The 20,008-nt window shown below is 69.0% G+C and carries 20 protein-coding genes; 5 read left to right on the top strand and 15 right to left on the bottom strand.

The window, feature by feature from the left end:
• Positions 1–305: 305 nt before the first annotated feature.
• Genes OH802_RS03470 through OH802_RS03485 form a run of 4 tightly spaced genes read right to left on the bottom strand, consistent with a single transcriptional unit; the run spans position 306 to position 2,529 of the window.
• Entirely contained in the window at positions 306–1,034 is a 729-nt protein-coding gene (locus OH802_RS03470) for a hypothetical protein (protein WP_406025134.1), read from the bottom strand.
• Positions 1,035–1,049: 15 nt separating this feature from the next.
• Entirely contained in the window at positions 1,050–1,361 is a 312-nt protein-coding gene (locus OH802_RS03475; protein WP_406025136.1) for a hypothetical protein, read from the bottom strand.
• Positions 1,362–1,377: 16 nt separating this feature from the next.
• On the bottom strand, positions 1,378–2,070 hold the full coding sequence (locus tag OH802_RS03480; protein ID WP_406025138.1) for a hypothetical protein: 693 nt from the start codon (positions 2,068–2,070) through the stop codon (positions 1,378–1,380).
• Between the two features lie 48 nt (positions 2,071–2,118).
• Positions 2,119–2,529, bottom strand: a complete 411-nt coding sequence (locus OH802_RS03485; protein WP_406025140.1) for a hypothetical protein — start codon at positions 2,527–2,529, stop codon at positions 2,119–2,121.
• Positions 2,530–2,804: 275 nt separating this feature from the next.
• Here OH802_RS03485 and OH802_RS03490 point away from each other — a divergent pair, with 275 nt between their 5' ends.
• Entirely contained in the window at positions 2,805–2,954 is a 150-nt protein-coding gene (locus tag OH802_RS03490) for a hypothetical protein (protein WP_406025142.1), read from the top strand.
• 100 nt (positions 2,955–3,054) lie between these two features.
• Here OH802_RS03490 and OH802_RS03495 read toward each other — a convergent pair whose 3' ends face one another.
• A complete protein-coding gene (locus OH802_RS03495) occupies positions 3,055–4,251 on the bottom strand; it encodes an AAA family ATPase (protein ID WP_406025144.1) in 1,197 nt (398 codons plus the stop codon).
• A 205-nt stretch (positions 4,252–4,456) separates the two neighbouring features.
• Between OH802_RS03495 and OH802_RS03500 the strand changes: the two genes are divergently transcribed.
• Both OH802_RS03500 and OH802_RS03505 read left to right on the top strand, forming a co-directional pair.
• Positions 4,457–5,320 (top strand): Fpg/Nei family DNA glycosylase, encoded by an 864-nt coding sequence (locus OH802_RS03500; RefSeq protein WP_406025146.1) that lies wholly within the window; start codon positions 4,457–4,459, stop codon positions 5,318–5,320.
• Between the two features lie 9 nt (positions 5,321–5,329).
• Positions 5,330–5,656: a rhodanese-like domain-containing protein gene (locus OH802_RS03505; RefSeq protein ID WP_355228780.1), complete on the top strand. Its 327-nt coding sequence runs from the start codon at positions 5,330–5,332 to the stop codon at positions 5,654–5,656.
• Between the two features lie 8 nt (positions 5,657–5,664).
• Here OH802_RS03505 and aat read toward each other — a convergent pair whose 3' ends face one another.
• Complete coding sequence (gene aat, locus OH802_RS03510) at positions 5,665–6,393, bottom strand: leucyl/phenylalanyl-tRNA--protein transferase (protein WP_406025148.1); 729 nt, start codon at positions 6,391–6,393, stop codon at positions 5,665–5,667.
• A gap of 56 nt (positions 6,394–6,449) precedes the next feature.
• Here aat and OH802_RS03515 point away from each other — a divergent pair, with 56 nt between their 5' ends.
• The gene (locus OH802_RS03515; protein WP_406025150.1) at positions 6,450–7,148 is read left to right on the top strand and encodes an EcsC family protein; all 699 of its coding nucleotides are present in this window, start codon (positions 6,450–6,452) and stop codon (positions 7,146–7,148) included.
• A gap of 90 nt (positions 7,149–7,238) precedes the next feature.
• Positions 7,239–7,841 (top strand): AAA family ATPase, encoded by a 603-nt coding sequence (locus OH802_RS03520; protein WP_406025152.1) that lies wholly within the window; start codon positions 7,239–7,241, stop codon positions 7,839–7,841.
• On the opposite strand, the gene OH802_RS03525 is transcribed toward OH802_RS03520, so the two are convergent.
• The 9 genes from OH802_RS03525 to OH802_RS03565 all read right to left on the bottom strand — a co-directional run bounded on the left by OH802_RS03525 (position 7,838) and on the right by OH802_RS03565 (position 19,907).
• Positions 7,838–9,016: a hypothetical protein gene (locus OH802_RS03525; RefSeq protein WP_406025154.1), complete on the bottom strand. Its 1,179-nt coding sequence runs from the start codon at positions 9,014–9,016 to the stop codon at positions 7,838–7,840. The genes OH802_RS03520 and OH802_RS03525 overlap by 4 nt on opposite strands.
• 30 nt (positions 9,017–9,046) lie before the next feature.
• Positions 9,047–10,168, bottom strand: a complete 1,122-nt coding sequence (locus OH802_RS03530; protein WP_406025156.1) for a hypothetical protein — start codon at positions 10,166–10,168, stop codon at positions 9,047–9,049.
• Positions 10,168–11,277, bottom strand: a complete 1,110-nt coding sequence (locus tag OH802_RS03535) for a hypothetical protein (RefSeq protein WP_406025158.1) — start codon at positions 11,275–11,277, stop codon at positions 10,168–10,170. The genes OH802_RS03530 and OH802_RS03535 overlap by 1 nt, the downstream gene beginning before the upstream one ends.
• 100 nt (positions 11,278–11,377) lie before the next feature.
• Positions 11,378–12,316 carry a hydroxymethylglutaryl-CoA lyase gene (locus tag OH802_RS03540; protein WP_406025160.1) on the bottom strand — a complete coding sequence of 313 codons (939 nt, stop codon included), beginning with the start codon at positions 12,314–12,316 and terminating at the stop codon, positions 11,378–11,380.
• A 111-nt stretch (positions 12,317–12,427) separates the two neighbouring features.
• Positions 12,428–14,302 (bottom strand): acetyl/propionyl/methylcrotonyl-CoA carboxylase subunit alpha, encoded by a 1,875-nt coding sequence (locus OH802_RS03545; protein ID WP_406025162.1) that lies wholly within the window; start codon positions 14,300–14,302, stop codon positions 12,428–12,430.
• 20 nt (positions 14,303–14,322) lie between these two features.
• The gene (locus OH802_RS03550; RefSeq protein WP_406025164.1) at positions 14,323–15,849 is read right to left on the bottom strand and encodes a carboxyl transferase domain-containing protein; all 1,527 of its coding nucleotides are present in this window, start codon (positions 15,847–15,849) and stop codon (positions 14,323–14,325) included.
• Positions 15,850–15,926: 77 nt separating this feature from the next.
• The gene (locus OH802_RS03555) at positions 15,927–16,490 is read right to left on the bottom strand and encodes a TetR/AcrR family transcriptional regulator (RefSeq protein WP_406025166.1); all 564 of its coding nucleotides are present in this window, start codon (positions 16,488–16,490) and stop codon (positions 15,927–15,929) included.
• 34 nt (positions 16,491–16,524) lie between these two features.
• Entirely contained in the window at positions 16,525–17,211 is a 687-nt protein-coding gene (locus tag OH802_RS03560) for a hypothetical protein (RefSeq protein WP_406025168.1), read from the bottom strand.
• The gene (locus tag OH802_RS03565; protein ID WP_406025170.1) at positions 17,208–19,907 is read right to left on the bottom strand and encodes a DEAD/DEAH box helicase; all 2,700 of its coding nucleotides are present in this window, start codon (positions 19,905–19,907) and stop codon (positions 17,208–17,210) included. Before OH802_RS03565 ends, OH802_RS03560 begins: the two co-directional genes overlap by 4 nt.
• Between the last annotated feature and the right edge of the window lie 101 nt (positions 19,908–20,008).

A 20,008-nucleotide genomic window follows, 5' to 3' on the forward strand; every position in this document is an offset into this window, starting at 1 on the left:
GACGTACCAGCTGTTCGAGAAGCGTTATACACCTCCTGGCGACGAGAAGAAGTCAAGCGGATGGAAGGCGCGCTCAAGTTGGATCGCGAGGGTCAGTGACCTCCGCAGCGACGTTGCGCACCAACGGACCGTTTCTGTCGATGACCACGACTACTTGGCGACTCTTCACACTTGGCTTGTTCAAGGACAGACCGATAACGACCTGTAGTTGCCCTAAGTTGCCAACGTGAGGCTTGACTTCAGAATCGGCACTGCTCTTGTTGGCGGGTTGATGTCGCGGTCTGCGGCGATCGACAGACGCCAGATCAATGCGGAAAGACGGCGTTCGGCCACGCCTGGCCGTCGAAGCCATTCCACTCGTTGAGAAGAGCGCGCCACTTACCTTCGACCGACTGAACGGCATTGGTGAGCTCGGTTTCCGCGTACAGGATGGAACCCGCGAGGGTCACGAAGCAGAGGAGTGCGCCCGCAAGGCCGACGATGGCTCCCACACCCGTCTCGGACGCGGCAACGCCGGCAATCGCCGAACCGATGCCGCCCAGCAGTGCCAACACGGCGACAATGTAGGCGTTGGTCCAAGTCTGGATGGCTCCCGCGAGTTCATCCAATCCCGAAGAGATGTCATCAGGGTGGCCGGCGATGGCGTCGATGGCACCCTTTTGGGCCGGAATGATCGCCCGGTAGGCGTCGGCCGCCGTTCCCTGGAAGGTGCTTGCGTCCTCAGCGGTCAAGCCTCCCTCATCGATCCGTCCTGAGAGTCCGGAGATACCCGCCTTGACACGATCGGACCAGCCATCGGCTGCCGCCCGCAAGCTCACTTCCTCCCCGGACTCATCAACGCTGGTTCGCATCGAGGAGATCTCGGCGGTCGCCTTCGCGCTCACCTTGTCCCACTCAGACAAGATCTTGTCGGCGACGCTGTCGGGCACGTAAAAGGGAAGGTGCTGAAGCACAAAGTTCACGGCGCCACGCAGATCCTCCATGAGGCCCTCAGCCTCGTCCAGCATCCCGTATAGATCGCTCTTCGTCGTCATAGTGCCGTCTCCTCGTCAGAAGGTGTAGTCCCAGAACTGCTCGATCGACTCCTTGGCACGTTCATCAGCACTGGTGATCACTCGCTTGACGTTGAGAAGCTCGTCCGAGACTTCCTTAGCCTCGTTCCGGCCACTGATCAGAAGGCCAGTGACCTTCTCTACCAACGACGGATAGAGAGTGTCGACCGCCCCTCGACTTGGAAAGTCCCCTGATGCGACGGTCAGACCGCCGACGGCGCTCGCCGCATTGCCCAGCGCCGTCGATACGCCGGTCCACCGCTCTGCATCGGCTGTGAGCGCCTGCGCCGCCATTGCAACCGTGACCATACCTACTCCTCTGATCTCACTCGTGTCGCTCTGTCATGAGTCCAACCGCACGCCCCAACGGGGTCTCCCACATCAAGTCGTCGAGCGAGGGTGCTGCGACTCCGAGATCCTGGGCGCCCTTCATCGCTGCCGCGACCTGCTGAGAGATCGACCTGTCCGAGACCTCCCGCGCCCACGTCGAATCAATGTTCAGGTAGGTGATCTCCCCCTGACGATTCGCCCGGGCGACAACACCCCCTTCGGCTTGTCGCGATTCGAAGGTCTCCTTTCCTGCTGCTGTGAGCGCTTTGATCATGTCTTGGGTGGCAGCACGGATACCGCCGAGATCGCGAATCCGTGACATCGCCTGGTCGGTCATCGCAGCGGAGGGACGTGGCGGATCGGGGATGCTGTTTGCGGCCTTCAAGCGCTCCTCGATCGGAGGACGCGCCGAGTTCTCCTCGATCCGTTCCAGCATGTGCTGGAGGCGACTGGTGGAGGCGTCCTGGTAAGCAAGCAGCACATGATCCGCCAGACCGCGTGCGCCGGCTTCCTGTCGCCAACTGCCATCGACGGCGACGTCGGAGACGGTTCCCTGACCATCAATCGTGACGCGGACGCCAGCCTGTGAGCCCGTCACAGACGGAGCATTGCCATCAGAGGCTGTCTGTACCGCAGCGATGAGACGCAAGGCCTCGTCGCGGAGTTGGTGCACGGGCTCAAGATCCATCAGATCAGACTCCAATCAACGGGTGACACTCGACATCAAGCCGGTTCCTCAACGGCTGCCTGCCAAGGCAAGAATCCCGAGTGCACCGAGCGCGAAACTCCAGACGAGCTGAAGCGCGAGGATGGGTCCAGCAAAGGTGTGTCCGCTCAGGATGCTGACAATGAGCGCGAGGGCGCAGACAACGCCACTGACAAGAGCAGCCACCAAAGAAGCAGAAGCCAGCGGAACTGGTCTGCGTCCGCCGAAAGACACGGTGTACGAGAATGCCATCAGTGTCAGCCATCCGATGAGGGTCGTTGCAGCTGCTGCTAGGAAAGCGGTCAACAGCAATCCCGAGAGCTCGCCGGCGCTGAACGATGTGGTGATGGCGGTTGACACCACGAATGTGATCGTGAATAGCGCAACGAAGGCCAAGACCGTCCGCGATTTACGCGTCGTCTGGCTCGGATCTGCAAGCACTGCGATCGATCCTCCTGCCGCCCGGTCGGCACGAGGCCTGAAGTGGCCCCATCGGCGAACCAAACGATCCACCGACAGGCAAACTATCAGTGCGGGGTTGCCGCTTCCAGGTCATTCTGATCGCCGTGCTGAGGAGCTTGAGCGCGGGCTGCGTGAGGAGTCCACGGCGAGGGGCACGGAGCCAGCGCGGACGCCGCCGGAATCGTGGGTCAGCCCCAGCGTGCACGAGTTAAGGGCGACCAGATACGTGTGTGCCGGCTGATCCCACTGTTGACGTGCCCGGCCACCTGTCCCGGCCGGGCATCATCCACCTGTGCCTGCGAGGGGCGGACCTCGACGCGACAGTCGGCACCCTCAAGCAGAAGACCGTCGAGTTCCTCGCCGACCATTCGAGGTCGAACCCATCGGTCAGCGCCTCGCGATGATCCGCGACAACAGCGGATACATCATCGAGCTGGCTCAAGCGATCGCCTGAAACCCGGTCCCGCGTCGTCGCTGACGGCATCTCGCTACGGCCCGGCCGAATCAGCCCTGCTGGCGCAGGTAGCGGCCGAAATGAGGGACCGTGAAGGCGATCCGGCCGCGTTCACCGGAGTAGATCAGGCCCTTCTTCATCAGCGCATCACGTGCCGGGGAGAGCGACTGCGGCTTCTTGTTCAGGAAGGCGGCGACGTCCGCGGTGGCGACGGTGCCGATGTCGTCGGCGCCGAGCTCGACGGCTGCGTCGGCCATCGCCCGCAGGTAGTCCCGCTCGGCAGGGGTGGCGCGCTCGTAGCGTGAGCCGAAGAAGCCGACCGCCAGCTCGCGCTCGGCTTCGGGGGCAGCGACCTTCACGTCCTCGACGGTGATCGGGGAGCGGGGCGCCTGGTCCCACACGGTCTTGCCGTAGGCCTGGATGAAGTAGGGATAACCGCCGGTGGCGGCGTACATCTCCGCGAGTGCGGCTGCTTCGAACTCGGCCTCCTCCTCGCCCGCGGGGGCGGCAAGGGCGCGGTCGGCGGCGTCGCGCTGCAGACGGTCGATGCGCTGGTAGGAGAAGAGCCGCTCGGAGTAGGACTTGCTCGCCGAGAGCACGGCCGGCAGGTGCGGCAGGCCGGCGCCGACGACGATCACAGGCAGCCCCGACTGGCTGATCTCGTGGCAGGCGGCACACATCGCCGAGACGTCGTCGGGGCCGAGGTCCTGCATCTCGTCGATGAAGACGCCGACGCCCTTGCCCACGTCTGCGGCGAGCCCGCCGACGTCGGTGAGCAGCTCGACCAGGTCGATCTCTATGTCACCGGAGTCGGCCCGGCCCCGCACCGCCGGCGCCTCGATGCCTGGCGACCACTGCTCGCGCAGCTTGGCGTTGGGACCGGCCTCCCGCTGGGCGAAGGAGCGGATCACGCCGAGCACGTGGTCGACATCGTCGGAGCTCGGATGCCCCAGCTCACGCACCGCCTGGTGCAGGGCGCTCGACAGCGGCCGGCGCAGCGACTGGTCGGGGCGCGCCTCCATCTTCCCGGTGCCCCAGCCCTTGCGGACCGCCGCCGACCGCAGCGTGTTGAGCAGGACCGTCTTGCCGACGCCGCGGAGCCCGGTGAGCACCAGCGACCGCTCCGGACGACCGCGCGCCACCCGCTCCAGCACCACGTCGAACTGCCCGAGCTGCTCGTTACGACCAGCGAGCTCGGGGGGCCGCTGACCGGCGCCAGGAGCGTACGGATTGCGGATGGGGTCCATGATCAGACGATATCCACATCTATAGGACGCGTCTTAGATTTGGCTAGCGAGCCACATCTTTCATGAGCGTAGGTCTCTATTCACCTTTCTAGGATGGATCTTAGAAAGGCGCAGACTCTCACATCGATCGCTAGCGTCGAACGTGTGTTCGATCGTAGCGGGATTTCCTCCCCTCGCGCAAGCCTGACGATCTAGACTCGCGGACATGCCGGAACTCCCCGAGGTGGAAGCGCTCGCCGAGGACCTGCGCGGGCGCCTCGACGGCCGTGCGATCACGAAGGTGCACGTCGCGCAGTTCAGCGCCCTGAAGACGTACGATCCGCCGCTGACCGCGGTCGAGGGCACGCTCGTCGACAACGTGACCCGCCACGGCAAGTTCATCGACATCGAGGCGAGCGGCGTCCACCTGGTGCTGCACCTGGCCCGCGGCGGCTGGATCAGGTGGCGTGACGAGGTCCCGGCGGCGCCGCCTCGCCCGGGATCGAAGTCAGGGCTGGCGATCCGGGTCGTGCTCGACGACGACACCGGGCTGGACATCACCGAGGGCGGCACCAAGAAGCGCCTGGCGCTCTACGTCGTCCACGATCCGCAGGACGTCCCGGGCGTCGCCTCGCTGGGCCCCGACCCGCTCGCCGACGACTTCACGCTGGCCCGCTTCCGCGAGATCCTCGCAGGTCAGGGCCGTAAGCAGATCAAGGGCGTGCTGCGGATGCAGTCGATCATCGCGGGCATCGGCAATGCCTACTCCGACGAGATCCTGTGGGCGGCGAAGATGTCGCCGTTCAAGCCCGCCGAGATGACCGAGGAGGAGTCGGAGAGCCTCTACAACGCGCTGCGGACGACCCTCGAGGAGGCCGTCGAGCGCGACTCCGGCCTGGCGATGAGCGAGCTGAAGGGCGAGAAGAAGTCCAACCTTGCCGTGCACGGCAAGGCCGGCAAGAAGTGTCCGGTCTGCGGAGACACGGTCCTCGAGGTCAGTTTCGCCGACTCGAGCCTGCAGTACTGCCCCACCTGTCAGACCGGCGGGAAGCCGCTCGCCGATCGCCGGATGTCCCGGCTCCTCAAGTAGGCTTGACGGGTGACCATCCCCACCGTCGAGATCGCTGGAGTGCCCGATCCCCTGCCCGTGGCCGTCCTGGACGTCCGGGAGGACGACGAGTGGGCAGCGGGCCACATCGAGGGCGCGACCCACATCCCGCTCCAAGAGCTCCCGGCGCGCCTCGGCGAGCTTCCCGAGGGCCAGACCCTGGTGGTCTGCAAGGTCGGCGGACGCAGCGCCCAGGCGGTCAACTACCTCGCCCAGCAGGGCTTCGAGGTCGTCAACCTCGCCGGCGGGATGCTCGACTGGGCTGCCGCCGGGCGACCGATGGTCAGCGAGACCGGCGCCGAGGCGTACGTCCTCTAGGACCACCGCTAGGACTGGGCCGGAGGACCGCCGAACGCCTCCGGGAGCGGCAGCCTGAGCGCCTTCTCCAGGCGGTCGAGGTAGTCGTTACGACCCACCTCGACGACGCCGAGCGAGGCCAGATGGTCGGTGCGCCACTGCACGTCCAGGATCCGCTGGTCGATCGACCCCGCCTCGCGCAGCGCCGAGACCAGCCCGACCAGGGCGACCTTGGACGCGTCTCGGACCCGGTGGAACATCGACTCCCCGGCGAAGAGACCGCCGATCGCGACCCCGTAGAGCCCGCCGACCAGGCGATCGTCCTGCCACGCCTCGACCGAGTGCGCCCAGCCCAGCTCGTGCAGGTTGCCGTACGCCCGGCGGATCCGTTTGTCGATCCAGCCGTGGGGCCGGCGCGGGTCGGCACACGAGGCCACCACCTCGTCGAAGCTGGTGTCGATCCTGATCTCGAAGTCCCGCACCGACCTGCGCAGGGACCGCGAGACGACGAGCCCGTCCAGCGGAAGTACGCCGCGCCTGACCGGCGAGAACCACATCATCGGATCGCGCTGGGACTCCCCGGGCATCGGGAAGATCCCGTGCCGGTACGCAGCCAGGAGTGTCCCGGGCGCAACGTCCGCGCCCATCCCCACCAGATCGTCCAGATCGGCCCCGCCATGGCCCTCGCCTGGGTCCCGGAGGTCGGCGAAGGCCCACGGCGAGGGCTCGGGTTCGATCGGTCCCCGAAGTTTCGCCACGACGAAACGTTATCGCCCCCTGCGGCACCAACCACCACACACTTAAGATTTGCCTCATGATCGGTCCCAAGGCAGTGCTCACCAGTGCGGCTGGCCGGCTCGCACCCAAGGTCATCCAGTCCGCTCCCGGCGTGACCACCACCGTGGTCCGGCAGGCGCTGCACCACGCGATCGTCGGGGTCGGCCCGCTCCCCGCAGCGGCCGCGGCTGCCGAGAAGCACCTCAAGGACCACGACAACGACGTCGAGCTCGCGGTGAAGCACGTCATCGACAACCACGTGCGGCTGGCCGGTGTCGGCGGCTTCGCGACCAACATCGGCGGTCTGGTCACCCAGGCGATCACGCTCCCGGCCAACATCACCGGGATGGCCATCATCCAGTGCCGCATGGTGGCCGCGATCGCGCATCTCCGTGGCTACGACCTGACCGATCCTCGGGTGCGTAACGCCATCCTGCTCACCCTCCTGAGCGAGGAGAAGGTCGGCAAGCAGATCCAGGAGAGGAAGATCCCGGCTCCGCCGATGGCGGTCGCGACCGCTCCGACCTACGACCGCGCGATCGATGCCATCGTCGCCTCGGAGGTGGCCCAGGAGCTGCTCAGCCGGGTCACCGGCAGGGGCATGATCTCCATGGCCGCCAAGCGGATACCGCTGGTCGGCGGTGTCGTCGGTGGAGGGGCCGATGGGTGGATGACCTACCAGATCGGTCGCTACGCCTCGCGCGAGCTGTTGCCGCGTCACCCCGAGAACGGCTGAGCCCGGCTCACAGGAACTTCACAGGTCCGTCCAACGTTCCTCAGAGCACGGAACTCCACACTGTTGGTGTCCGCTTGGGAGGAGCAGCAGATGACCCTCGACACGACGTACGCCCCGATCAGCCCAGCCCGCGCTGCCGGGGTCGAGGTGAGACCTCACCTGCTCCTCCTGGGCGGCGTACCCGGCGCCGGCAAGAGCACGCTGATCCGCGACGTGGCCGACCGGCGTCCCGACGTACGCACCCTCGACCCGGAGACCCCGGGGCGCTGGCTCGCGGCACGGCTGCCGGAGGTGCCCTACCGCCTCTACCGGCCGCTGGTGCACCTGTGGCACGCGATCGCGACCCTGGTCCTGGTCCTGCTCGGCCCGACCCTCGGTGGCCACACCCTCCTCGTCCACGACCCGGCCACCCGGCCCGGTCGGCGCGAGCTGCTCGGGCGGATCGCCCGCGCCCGCGGCTGGCGTACGTCGCTGGTCATGATCGATGTGCCGCGCATCGCGGCGATCGACGGCCAGCACGAGCGGGGCCGGATGGTCCGTACGGAGGCCTTCGAGCGCCACTGGCATCGCTGGACCGACGACCAGCCGCGGCTCCTGACCGCGGCGACCTTCGGGGACGCCGACGGCTCCTGGGACCGGGTGCACGTCTTCGACCGCGCCCGGGCCGCGGGACGGCTCGAGGCGATCCTCTAGCGGCGGATGAGGCGGTAGACCTTCAGGACCGCGCGGCCCCACCAGCGCCGCTCGAGACCCTCGCGGGCACGCTGCTTCGGCACCAGCGACCGGGTGTGCTCGAGCTCGGCGCGCAGCTCGCCGACCTCGTCCTCCAGCCGGGCCTCGGACTTGCGCAGCCGGATGGCCTCCTGGAGCAGCGCGTCGATCGTGGCGACGCCGGCGTCGAGGACCTCGCGCGAGGAGATGGTGTCCGGGTCGACGAACGGCTTGTCGGCCAGGTCAGCGGGGACCAGCAGCTCATCCAGCCCGCCGACCACGTCGTAGCCACGTCCCGACAGCGCCTTGACCCAGCTCTCGGAGAGCGACTCGACCCACGGCAGGATCGAGGGGGAGAGCGCCAGGCGAGCGGAGTCGCGGCGCTTGGCCAGCGTGCGGTGGGCCAGGAACTCGCGTACGAAGGGGCGGTAGTCGGCCGGCTCGAGCACCGGCACGACCGCCAGGTTGATCTCGCGGAGCAGCGCCGCCTCGGGCACACCGAGGGACGGGTTGCCGCGGTCGATCCCCTCGAAGTCGATGGTCAGGTCGTCGAGGCCGAAGGCGGTGGAGAACCGCTCCCACAGCAGCGACGAGGACGACCCCGGCGGCGGGACGGTGATCAGGTGGACGCGCTCGGGCGCGATGCCCTGGGTCCACCGGTCGAGGATGTCGGGCAGCTCCTGGACACCCCAGAACCACGATCCGATCCGGCCCTCGCGGGCGGGGTCGCGGATCTCCTCGAGGAACTCGGCGTAGGTCACGACCGAGCGGTGCTTGACGTTCTCCTGCCACTCGGCCGGGATCTGCCGGGCCAGGTCGCGCGCGGAGAGCATGATGTGGATCTCGGAGTCGCCCAGCGAGTCCAGCGCGTGCTTGGCCTGCTGCCAGGACGCGGTCGCCAGGATCTCGTGGGAGATGATCACGGTGCCGTTCTCGACGGAGCGCACCTTCTCCGCGAGGGCGTCCCAGGCGCCGGTCGCCTCCTCCTCGATGCCGCCCCAGGGCAGGTCCATCAGGTCGAGCGCCGCCAGGAAGTGCGCGTCGAAGCGGTCGGCGAAGTAGTGGACTCCCTGCTCGGCAAGGGACTCCCGGTTGTGGAAGAGGACGTCTTGAAGATAGGACGTGCCCGTCTTCGGGGTGCCGACATGAAGCAGCACGCGCCGCCCAGTCTCCAACGTTCTACTCCTCTAGGAACGCCCCGCCAGCAATGACAACGCGAGCACCAGCGCCCGGCGCTCGTCGGGACCCTGCGTCGCCGCCCCCGAGGGGAGCAGCCGGTCAGGGTCTCCGTGGAGAGCGTATCCGGCTTCTACCAATGCATCACGTTGGGCCCGCGCCTGTGTTTCGACCCAATTCAAACTTTCCGCGGGAGCGCCGACCTCCCGGGCGTCCGGAACGAGCGGTTCGAGCTTCTCCAACCGCGGTCGCAGCCGGTCGACCAGCAGCTTCCGCTGGGTCTCCAGATCGGTTCGTACGCTGAGAACCTGCCCGATCACGCGAGCGACCTCGTTGCCCTCGGCCGAGATCGACCAGGGGCCGGGCAGGCTGTCCACGCCGAGCAGGCCGGGCAGCAGGGCGGGATCGGTGACGATCTCGACGCGGTCCTTCCCGACCCGTCGGGCCCACCAGCGGGCGATCCTGGGCAGATCGGCACGGGGGCCGAGCCAACCGCGCCACTGTGCGTCTCGGATCCAGATGTGCCATGGGTTGACCCGGTTGGTGAAGGTGCGGAACCTCCACGCGCCGGCGGCGATCTCGTCCAGCGGGCCGCCGAGGACGTAGACGGTGTAGCCATCGGCGCCGGGCAGCCTTCCCTGCCGCTCCAGCTCCTCGCGGATGGGCAGCGTGAGCCACGGCGAGCCGACCAGGCGATAGGGGAACTTCTCCTGGTCAGGCTCCGACTTCTTGGGCCGGCGCGACCACCTTCGCGGACGCCGCGAGGGCGCCGTCTCCACGGTGGCGAGCAGGTCCTCGGCAAGCAGCACGCTCGCCGCTCTCAGCAGCTCCCGCGCCGACAGCGCCGCCGGATCGACCGGCAGCGGGCCGTACGTCCTCGTATAGGTGTCCCCGAGCAGCGGCAGGTCGCGGCGGCCTCGGCCGGGCGGGCTCGTGCGCAGCAGGGCGTCCACCCGATCAGGCTCGGACGGACCTGTCTCATTGAGCCGCCGCAGCAGCTCGAGCATCTCGGCACCCGGCAGGTGGTCGGTCGTGAAGGGCGTGGCGGGCTCGGACCAGGATGCCCAAGGAGTCGTACCGCCCTCGCGCAGGTGCGCGGCCCAACCCCAACCCCTGGTGGGTGCAGCTGGCATCAGGAGCGTCGCCCCTTGACCCGCCGCATCAGACTGGCGGCGCGGGAGGCGACGGGGCGCTGGGGCGGGTCGGTGCGGGCCGCCTCGACGACGACCGCGACCAGGGCGTCGATCGCCGCGTCGGCGACGTCCTTGGTGCGCGGCGCGTCCGGGTCGATCCACTCGACGTCGGCGTCGGGTCGCTGCGGGCGGAGGTCGTCGAGGTCGCCGGCGATGTCGACCTTGGCCAGCTCGGCCCACTCGATCCAGGATTCGGCGACCTGGTCGGCCCAGTCGAAGGTGGTCGGCGGGATGGTGACCCGCTCTCGACCGTCGCGGTGGGCGAGGGTGCGCTTGGCGATCACCTCGGTGACCATGTGGCGGTAGTCCTCGCGGGGGAGCTCCTGCGACTCGAGCCGCGCGTTGAGCCGGCGCAGCAGCGTCGCCTCGGCGCGGCCGAGCGACTGGTTGTGGCGGTCGCTGTCGATCGGGGTCCAGGACTCCTCGATGCCGACGACCTCGCAGAACCGGCGCCAGAGCAGCTCGCTCGGCGCGCCGTCGTGCGGCACGGTGACCAGGTGCACGCGCTCCGGCGGCAGGTTGCGACCCCACCGGCTGAGCACGTCGGGCAGGCCGTGCGTACGCCAGAACCAGGCGGCCGAGCGCGACTGCTTCGCGGTCTGCATCCGCTCAAGGTAGCGCGCGAAGGTGACCTTGCGCTCGCGCTGCACCTGGTCCTGCCACTCCGCCGCCAGCACGCGCGCGATGTCGCGGGCGGTGTAGACGATGTGCACCTCGGTGCGTCCGCCCTCGCCGAGGTCGGTCATCGCCTTCTCGACCCGGTCGGGCCGGGCCCCGGCGAAGAGGTGGTGGCTGATCAGGATCGTCTCGGACTCGTCGCGGCGCACCCGTTTGACCAGCGTGTCCCACTCGCCGTGGACCGTCTTCCTCATTCCGCCCCACGGACGGTCGATCAGGTCGAGCGCCGGCCGGAAGAAGTCGGGCTGGCCGCCGACCGGGTAGAAGACGCCATGCTTCTCCAGGGACACCCGGTTGTGGAACAACCTGTCCTGGAGGTACGTCGTGCCCGTCTTCGGAGCGCCGACGTGGAGGAAGACTTTGCGCGCCATGATCCCGCTATTCTGCACCAAGTTAGTAGAGATTGTCGCGGCGGTCCGTCTTTTGTCACCCGGCCGTCACTCTTGGATGCAGTCTAGGGCGTGTCTCCAGCTAGGACCGCAAGGCACGTACGACGGCCGATGGGCTCGGCCTGCCGAGGTGGCCGGCGAGCCAGCTGCTCGTGTCGGCGACCTTGTCGAGATCGACGCCGTGCTCGATCCCGAGACCGTCGAGCATCCAGAGCAGGTCCTCGGTGGCCAGGTTGCCGGTGGCTGACTTGGCATAGGGGCAACCGCCCAGGCCGCCGGCGCTGGCGTCGTAGGTCGTCACCCCCGACTGGAGGCCGGCGAGGGTGTTGGCCAGGGCCTGGCCGTACGTGTCGTGGAAGTGCAGCGCGAGCCGGTCGGTCGTGACGCCCGCGTCGCCGAACGCCTGGATCAGAGCCTTCACATGGCCGGCGGTCGCGACGCCGATCGTGTCCCCGAGGCTGAGCTCGTCGGCACCGAGATCCAGGAGCCGCTTGCCCGCCTCGACCACCTTCGCGATCTCCACCTGGCCCTCCCAGGGGTCGCCGAAGCACATCGACAGGTAGCCGCGGACGGTCATGCCTTCCGCCTTAGCGCGGCTCATCGTCGGCTCGAACAGCGCCCACTGGCCGTCGAAGGTCTGGTTGAGGTTCTTGTTGGCGAACGTCTCCGTCGCGCTGCCGAAGATCGCGATGTGCCGCAGCCCCAGCTCGAGCGCCCGGTCGAGGCCCCTCTCGTTGGGGACGAGCACCGGGAGCTCTCTCGCCCTGTCGCCGAGCCTGTCGACGAGCTCCGTCATCAGCTCCTTCGCATCGGCCAGCTGCGGCACCCACTTCGGGTGCACGAAGCTCGTCGCCTCCACCGGGCTCAGCCCGGCATCGAGCAGCCGGGTGATTAGGTCTGCCTTGACGCCGGTGTCGATCGCCGTCTTCTCGTTCTGGAGGCCGTCACGCGCACCGACCTCGTAGATCGTGATCCTGCTGGGCAGGTTGTCGTGGCGTACGACTGCGGGGAGATCAGTCATGGAGTCGGCTCCTGGTGGGTTCGTTCCACGTGTAACACGCTGTTCGTAGGACTATTCGCCCTATTGGAACGACCGGAAAGACCCACGAACGACGTGTTACACGGGCCGCGGTCAGGCATCGGTCGGCTCCACCACGAACAGTTCCGCGCCGAGGGGGACCTGGGATCCCGATGACGCGCCGACCACGGTCACGGTGCCGGCGAACGGGGCCTTGAGGGAGACCTCCATCTTCATCGCCTCCATGACACCGAGGACCTGGCCCTCCTCGACCTGGTCGCCGACCTGGACGCGTACGTCGATGACGGTGCCGGGCATCTTGGCCTCGACTGCGCCGTCGCTGTGGTGGGCGGCGGCGCCGGCGACGCGGTCGGGCGGGGAGAAGTCGAAGCGGTGTCCTTGGTGGACGATCTCGGCGAGGCCGGGCTGGACGTTGATGGCCGCCCAGTGGCGTACGCCGTCGACGATGGCGACGAGGACGTGGTCGGCCGCGCTGATCTGCCGGACCAGATGGTCATCCACGCCGCCCGAGGGGCGGTCGACGGTGACGCTGCGGTCGAGTTCGACGACGGTCGGTGCCGGGGAGCCGGCGAGGCGCCAGCCGTCGGCGCGGAACGGCGTCGTGGTGTCCGACGCCGCCGACAGCATCGCGCTGACCCAGGCGACGAGCGCGCGCGGCACTTCGGGGTCGGGTGCGGGCACCTCGTTGCGGTCGAGCCAGGCGGTGTCGATCTCCGCGTCCCGGAAGGCGTCGGAGGCGGCCAGCACGCGCAGGAAGCCGGTGTTGGTGGTCAGCCCGAGGACGGCGGTCGCGTCGAGCGCCTTGACCATCGCCGTACGGGCCTCTTCGCGGTCGGCGCCGTGGACGATGACCTTGGCGAGCATCGGGTCGTAGGCGGTGCTGACCACCTGCTCGCTCTCCAGAGCGTGCTCCACGCGAGCGCTCTCGGGCCAGCGCACGATCGAGGTACGGCCGGCCTGTGGCAGGAAGCCCTCGAAGGCGTCCTCCGCGTAGACCCGGACCTCGATGGCGTGGCCGTCGATGCGTACGTCGTCCTGGGCGATGCCCAGCGGCTCACCGGCGGCGACCCGGAGCTGGAGCGCGACGAGATCGGCGGCGGACCCGTCGATGCGGACCGCCTCCTCGGTGACCGGGTGCTCGACCTGGAGGCGGGTGTTCATCTCCAGGAAGTACGCCTCGCCGGACGCCTCGTCGAGAAGGAACTCGACCGTCCCGGCGCCGGTGTAGTCGACCTGGCGAGCGAGCGCGACGGCGCTGGTCAGGACCAGGTTCCGCTGCTCGTCAGTGAGCGTCGGTGCGGGCGCCTCTTCGATCACCTTCTGGTGACGGCGCTGGACCGAGCAGTCCCGCTCGAAGAGGTGGATGACGTTGCCGTGGGTGTCGCCGAAGACCTGCACCTCGATGTGACGGCCACGCTCGACGTACTTCTCGATCAGCAGGGTCTCGTCGCCGAACGCGCTCAGCGCCTCGCGGGCAGCCGCGGCTCGAGCCTCGTCCAGCTCCTCCGGCGAGCGGACGATCCGCATGCCCTTGCCGCCGCCACCCGCCGCGGCCTTGACCAGCAGCGGGTAGGGGCTGTCCTCGCCCCGCGGAACCACAGGTACGCCGGCGGCGACCGCGATCTCCCGGGCCGCGTCCTTGCGGCCCATCTGCTCGATCACCTCGGGCGTCGGACCGACCCAGGTCAGCCCCGCCTTCGCCACCGCGCGTGCGAACTCGGCCCGCTCGGAGAGGAACCCGTAGCCCGGGTGGACGGCCTCGGCACCTGCCTCTGCGGCGGCCGCGACCACCGCGTCGGCGTCGAGGTAGGACGCGACCTCGACGGCCTCGTCGGCGTCGCGTACGTGGGGCGCGTCCGCGTCGAGCGCGGTGTAGATCGCGACCGTGCGGATCCCCAGCTCACGACAGGTGCGGAAGACGCGTCGCGCGATCTCGCCGCGGTTGGCGACCAGAACACTCTCGAACATCCCAGACTCAAACATCCCAGTCACATCCTGAAAATTCCGTAGCGGGGCTCGGGCGTCGGCGCGTTCGCCGCCACCGCGAGCCCCATCGCCAGCACCCGTCGGGTGTCGGCGGGGTCGATGATGCCGTCATCCCACAGGCGCGCGGTGGCGTAGTAGGGAGAGCCCTGGGTCTCGTACTGGTCCCGGATCGGCGCCTTGAACTCCTCGTCGTCCGGCTTGCCGGCGACGGTCGCGAGCACCGATGCGGCCTGCTCGCCACCCATGACCGAGATCCGCGCGTTGGGCCACATCCACAGGAATCTCGGGTCGTACGCACGCCCGCACATGCCGTAGTTGCCGGCGCCGTAGGACCCGCCGATGACGACGGTGAACTTCGGGACCACCGAGCAGGCGACGGCGGTGACGAGCTTGGCGCCGTCGCGGGCGATGCCCTTGTTCTCGTACTCCTTGCCGACCATGAACCCGGTGATGTTCTGCAGGAACACCAGCGGGATGCCGCGCTGGTTGCACAGCTCCACGAAGTGGGCGCCCTTGAGCGCCGACTCGGAGAAGAGGATGCCGTTGTTGGCGACGATGCCGACCGGCTGCCCCTCGATGTGGGCGAACCCGCAGACCAGCGTCTCCCCGTAGAGCGCCTTGAACTCCTGCAGCTTGGACCCGTCGACGATGCGGCGGATCACCTCGCGTACGTCATAGGGCGTCTTCGTGTCTGCGGGCACCACGTCGGCGAGGGTCTCGGGAGATTCCACCGGCTCGTCGTACGTCGTCGTCCGCGTCTCCTGCTCCGGCAAGGTCGAGACGATGCCACGGACGATCTCGAGCGCGTGCTTGTCGTCGTCGGCCAGATGGTCGACGACACCCGACTTCGTCGCGTGGACGAGCCCGCCGCCGAGCTCCTCCGCGGTGACCTCCTCGCCCGTGGCCGCCTTCACCAGCGGCGGCCCGCCGAGGAAGATCGTGCCCTGGTCGCGCACGATCACGGTCTCGTCGCTCATCGCCGGGACGTAGGCGCCACCGGCGGTGCATGAACCCATCACGGAGGCGATCTGCGGGATCCCGCGCGCGGACATGTTGGCCTGGTTGAAGAAGATCCGCCCGAAGTGCTCACGGTCGGGGAAGACCTCGTCCTGCTTCGGCAGGAACGCCCCGCCGGAGTCGACGAGGTAGATGCACGGGAGGTTGTTCTCGGCCGCGATCGTCTGTGCCCGCAGGTGCTTCTTGACCGTCAGCGGGTAGTAGGTGCCACCCTTCACGGTCGCGTCGTTGGCCACGATCATGCACTTGCGGCCGCTCACCAGCCCGACCCCGGCGACCACCCCGGCCGACGGCACCGCCCACTCGTCCCCGTCGTCGTACATCCCGTACGCCGCCAGCGGACTCACCTCCAGGAACGGTGACCCGGGGTCGAGGAGACCGTCCACCCGGTCGCGCGGGAGCAGCTTCCCGCGGTCGGTGTGCCGTTGCCGGGAGCGTTCGCTCCCCCCTTGCCGTACGCGCTCGAGCCGCTCTCGCAGCTCGAGCGTCAGCTCGCGCAGATTCGACGCCATGGACCGAGGTTAACGTTCATTAACCTCGGGTGACAAGCCCCACACCGAAGTCACCCGCGCCAGGGGCGCCCCGGCGGCTACTCGGCGAGGGCTCCGCGGGCCATCTTGGTGAGCACCGCGCGGGTCGCTTCCTCGGGGAGGACCCGGTTGTGAGGGGTGGAGTTGATGAGGCCGAAGACGGCATGGGCCATGGCGCGGGCGCTGTCGAGAGCCAGGCCCGGGTTGCGGTCGCGAAGCTGGTCGGCCCAGAGGTCGACGTACTTCCGCTGCAGGGTGCGCACCTGCTCGCGCGCCTCGTGCGGGAGCGACTCCCAGTCGCGCTCCTGGACGACGATCAGGGCCCGGTCGCGCAGCGCGAAGTCGACGTGCCAGTCGATCAGCGCCTCGATGGCCTCAGCGGTGCTCGAAGCGCCCTTCACGCGGACGCGTCCTTCGCGGAGCAGCTCCTGGGAGATCGAGACGAGCATCTCGGCGAGCATCGCGTCCTTGCTCGGGAAGTGCTTGTAGAGCGCCGGGCCGGAGATGCCGCAGGCAGCGCCGAGCTCGGAGACGGAGACTCCGTGGAAGCCGCGGGCCGCGAAGAGCTCGGCCGCGGTGTCCAGGATCTGCTCGCGCCTGGTCTTCGTCGTGGCCGAGGTCATTGCACGAGGTTATCGCGTGAGCTCCGGAGGCATCTCACTCCTCGAGCAGGTGGCGTGCTCGGAGCACCGCGTCGAGCGCGATCTCGACGTCGTCGACCTGGTCGCGGGTCGACTCGCCAGGCGCAGCGACGTCGACCGCCGCCGGCCCCGCCGGCCGATCCGGACCCAGCCCCCTTCGCAGGCTCGCCAGCAGCTCGTCACGCTCCGCCCCGCGCAGATGAAGCAGCGTGGACGCGTCGCGATCGACGATCCAGCAGAGCTGATGCAGCACCGCGAGCGAGTGGCCGCACACCGCATGCCAGTGCCCGCACGTGCAGGTGACCGCGAGCTCCTCGCCGTACGGAACCAGCTCGACCCCGGCCTCCTCGGCATGCTCGGCCACGTCCAGCGGCAGTTCGCCGGCCAGCAGCGCCTCGGCCCGCGCGGACGCGGCGCCGAGGACCTCCAAGAGCGCGGCGACGGACTCTGCACCCAGCACCGGCACCGTGCCGGTCACCGTCCACAACCCGAGCTCGTCATCGACCGCCGCCGCAAACCGCCCGGCCTCGACGACCAAGCCGCCGATCCGCCCCGAGCGGGCGAGCGACCGAGCGCCGGAGAGCTGGTGGTCGTCGTACGCCAGCTCCTCGATCGCCCGCAGGAACGCTCGCCCCCACCACGACTCGACCCTCACCATCCCGCGCCGGTGCGGCTCGCGGGCAAAGGTCAACGCTTTGCTCATGAAGCGATCCGGCGACGTTTTCGGCGCTTCTGGGGACCGAGCTTGACCAGCTCACGGAGCTCGGCGTTGGACAGCTCGGTGAAGGCGGCCTCGCCGCCTCCGAGGACCGCGTCGGCGAGGACCCGCTTACGCTGCAGCAGCTCCGCGACGCGCTCCTCGACGGTGCCTTGGGTGATGAGCCGGTGCACCTGGACCGTACGCGTCTGGCCGATGCGGTGAGCCCGGTCGGTGGCCTGGTCCTCGACCGCCGGGTTCCACCAGCGGTCGACGTGGATCACGTGGTCGGCGCGAGTGAGGTTGAGCCCGACCCCGCCGGCCTTGAGCGAGAGCAGGAAGACCGGCACCTCGCCGTCCTGGAAGCGCGAGACCATCCGCGAACGCTCCGCGACCGGGGTGCCGCCGTGCAGGAACTGGTGGGCGACACCTGCGGAGGCCCAGTGGGCCTCGAGGAGACGGGCCATCGCGACGTACTGCGTGAAGATCAGGACGGCCCCCGACTCGGCGAGCACGGTCGAGACCAGCTCATCGAGGAGGTCGATCTTCTGCGACCGCCCCGCGATCCGCCCGCCCTCCTGCTTGAGGAACTGCGCCGGGTGGTTGCAGATCTGCTTGAGCCCGGTGAGCAGGCTGAGCACCAGCCCGCGCCGTTGCGGGTCATCGGCGTCGAGCCGCTCGATCCGCGCCATCGCGTCGCGTACATAGGCCTCGTAGAGCACCGTCTGCTCCCGCGTCAGCGACAGCAGGTGGTCGGTCTCGGTCTTGGGTGGGAGCTCGGGAGCCACCCCTGGGTCCGACTTGCGGCGGCGCAGCATGAACGGGCCGACCAGCGAGGCGAACTCCTTCGCCTTCCCGACGTCGGCACCGGCCTCGATCTGGCTCGCCCAGGCGCGGCGGAAGGCCAGCCGGCTCCCCAGCAGACCCGGCACGCACCAGTCGAGCAGCGCCCACAGCTCGGTCAGGTTGTTCTCCACCGGGGTTCCGGTCAGCGCCACCCGGGCGTGGGAAGGGATCTCGCGGAGCGCCTTCGCGGTCGCGGAGGCAGCGTTCTTCACGTGCTGCGCCTCATCGGCGACGACGAGCCCCCACGGCACCGCCGAGAGCAGCTCGGTGTCGCGCCGCATCGTCCCGTACGTCGTCAGCACCACCCCGCTCGCGCCCTCGACGTCGCGCTCGGCGCCATGGTGGCGGCGCACCTCCACCTCGGGAGCGAACCGGGCGAGCTCGGCCTCCCAGTTGCCCAGCAGGCTCGCCGGGCAGACCACCAGGGTCGGCCCCGAATGCTCCTTCTGGCGATGGAGGTGGAGGGCGATCGTCATCAGGGTCTTCCCGAGCCCCATGTCGTCGGCCAGACAGCCTCCGAGCCCGAGCGAGGTGATCCCGGCCAACCAGGTGAGCCCCTCGACCTGGTAGCCACGCATGGTGGCCTGCAGCCCGGTGGGCACCTCGACAGCGGGCCCCGAGGTCGCCGCGATCACCTCGTCACGGAGGCGCGCGATCGAGGCCCCGATGATCACCTGCTCGCCCGGTGCCGCCTCGGCGACCTCCTTCGGCACCTGACCGGTCAGGGCGACGGCCAGCGCCTCCCCGCCGCTGATCCGCTTGAGCAGCCGCTTGCGCGCACGTCGGAGAACCGAAGGATGGACGACCGCCCATGCCCCTCTCAGGCGCAGCACCGGACCCGCGGCCGCGGCCAGGGAGTCCATCTCGGCGGCATCGAGCGGCTCGCCGCCGAGCGCCAGCTGCCACTGGAAGGCGAAGAGGCCCTTCTCCCCGAGCGGCGACTTGCGCATCAGATCCTCGCGCGCGTCGGTCGACGAGGACGCCACCCGGTCCACCGCCACCGACGTCGTCAGGTCCCGCGACAGCGAACGCGGCCAGAGCACGTCGACACCGCGCTCCTTGAGCCACTCGACCCCGTCCTCGAGCAGGTCGACGACCTCATCGCTGGCCAGGGTCAGGGACGAGGGCACCGGCAGGTCGAGCAGCCGGTCGAGCACGGGCCACGCCTCCGCGGCACCGCGGAGAGCGACCTGCGCATGCGTACGCGCCCGGGGACCGAACCCGTGGTCGTCGGCCTCGTCCCACAGCCGAGCGGCGTCGGCCACGTGCAGCGGGTCGGCCTCGTCGTGCACCTGCGGCACCAACGTCAGCGACCCGATGAGCAGGTCCTCCTCCGGCGCCTCGACCCGGAACGAGAGCCGCACCAACGAAGGCAACGAGGCCGTCACCGGCCCCTCATCGGTCCGATAGCGCGACAACCGGGTCTGCAGCGACTCCCGGAACGCACTCGACCCGGAGGCCTTCGGCGCCGAGGTCGGCACCGCGTCCGCGACCGCGGCCACGATCTCTCGCACCAGCAGCTCGGCCGCCTCGTCGTCCAGATCCTCATAGGCGCGCGAGGAGGCCAGCAGCCGCACCCGCTCCTCGTCCTCCGGGGTGTAGCGCACAGCCCAGGAGCCACCGTCGGGCTCCAGCTGTCCTGCGGCCACGAACCGGAGCCCGAGATGGGCTGCCGACGCGACCAGAGCGACCGAAGGATGCAGATCGGTGGCTGCGTACGCCTTCTTCAGGACCGGCAGCGCGGCCCGCATCGGCAACGACACCGACCGCCGGGAGTCCACGAACTCGATGGCCGAATCCCGCGGCGGTTGCGCCGGGCGGAAGACCGCGCGACCGGTGACGGGTACGAAGGACATGGACACGACCGTAGCCGCCACCGCCGACGGTTTCTCATCCTCGAGGATGAGGTGGTCGCCCCCCAAGGTTGAGGCGCGACATGCCGGGGCCCTGCCACGGT

Origin of the sequence: Nocardioides sp. NBC_00850 (genome assembly GCF_045207335.1) — a bacterium.
Taxonomy (GTDB): Bacteria; Actinomycetota; Actinomycetes; order Propionibacteriales; family Nocardioidaceae; genus Nocardioides.

Bases quoted from the DNA above. Each gene is read 5' to 3' on its own strand.
- OH802_RS03495 (WP_406025144.1), bottom strand. From the start codon at position 4,251: ATGGACCCCATCCGCAATCCGTACGCTCCTGGCGCCGGTCAGCGGCCC.
- OH802_RS03470 (WP_406025134.1), bottom strand. From the start codon at position 1,034: ATGACGACGAAGAGCGATCTATACGGGATGCTGGACGAGGCTGAGGGC.
- OH802_RS03520 (WP_406025152.1), top strand. From the start codon at position 7,239: ATGACCCTCGACACGACGTACGCCCCGATCAGCCCAGCCCGCGCTGCC.
- OH802_RS03535 (WP_406025158.1), bottom strand. From the start codon at position 11,277: ATGGCGCGCAAAGTCTTCCTCCACGTCGGCGCTCCGAAGACGGGCACG.
- OH802_RS03565 (WP_406025170.1), bottom strand. From the start codon at position 19,907: ATGTCCTTCGTACCCGTCACCGGTCGCGCGGTCTTCCGCCCGGCGCAA.
- OH802_RS03540 (WP_406025160.1), bottom strand. From the start codon at position 12,316: ATGACTGATCTCCCCGCAGTCGTACGCCACGACAACCTGCCCAGCAGG.
- OH802_RS03555 (WP_406025166.1), bottom strand. From the start codon at position 16,490: ATGACCTCGGCCACGACGAAGACCAGGCGCGAGCAGATCCTGGACACC.
- OH802_RS03480 (WP_406025138.1), bottom strand. From the start codon at position 2,070: ATGGATCTTGAGCCCGTGCACCAACTCCGCGACGAGGCCTTGCGTCTC.
- OH802_RS03545 (WP_406025162.1), bottom strand. From the start codon at position 14,302: ATGTTCGAGAGTGTTCTGGTCGCCAACCGCGGCGAGATCGCGCGACGC.
- OH802_RS03500 (WP_406025146.1), top strand. From the start codon at position 4,457: ATGCCGGAACTCCCCGAGGTGGAAGCGCTCGCCGAGGACCTGCGCGGG.
- OH802_RS03560 (WP_406025168.1), bottom strand. From the start codon at position 17,211: ATGAGCAAAGCGTTGACCTTTGCCCGCGAGCCGCACCGGCGCGGGATG.
- OH802_RS03475 (WP_406025136.1), bottom strand. From the start codon at position 1,361: ATGGTCACGGTTGCAATGGCGGCGCAGGCGCTCACAGCCGATGCAGAG.
- OH802_RS03530 (WP_406025156.1), bottom strand. From the start codon at position 10,168: ATGCCAGCTGCACCCACCAGGGGTTGGGGTTGGGCCGCGCACCTGCGC.
- OH802_RS03550 (WP_406025164.1), bottom strand. From the start codon at position 15,849: ATGGCGTCGAATCTGCGCGAGCTGACGCTCGAGCTGCGAGAGCGGCTC.
- OH802_RS03515 (WP_406025150.1), top strand. From the start codon at position 6,450: ATGATCGGTCCCAAGGCAGTGCTCACCAGTGCGGCTGGCCGGCTCGCA.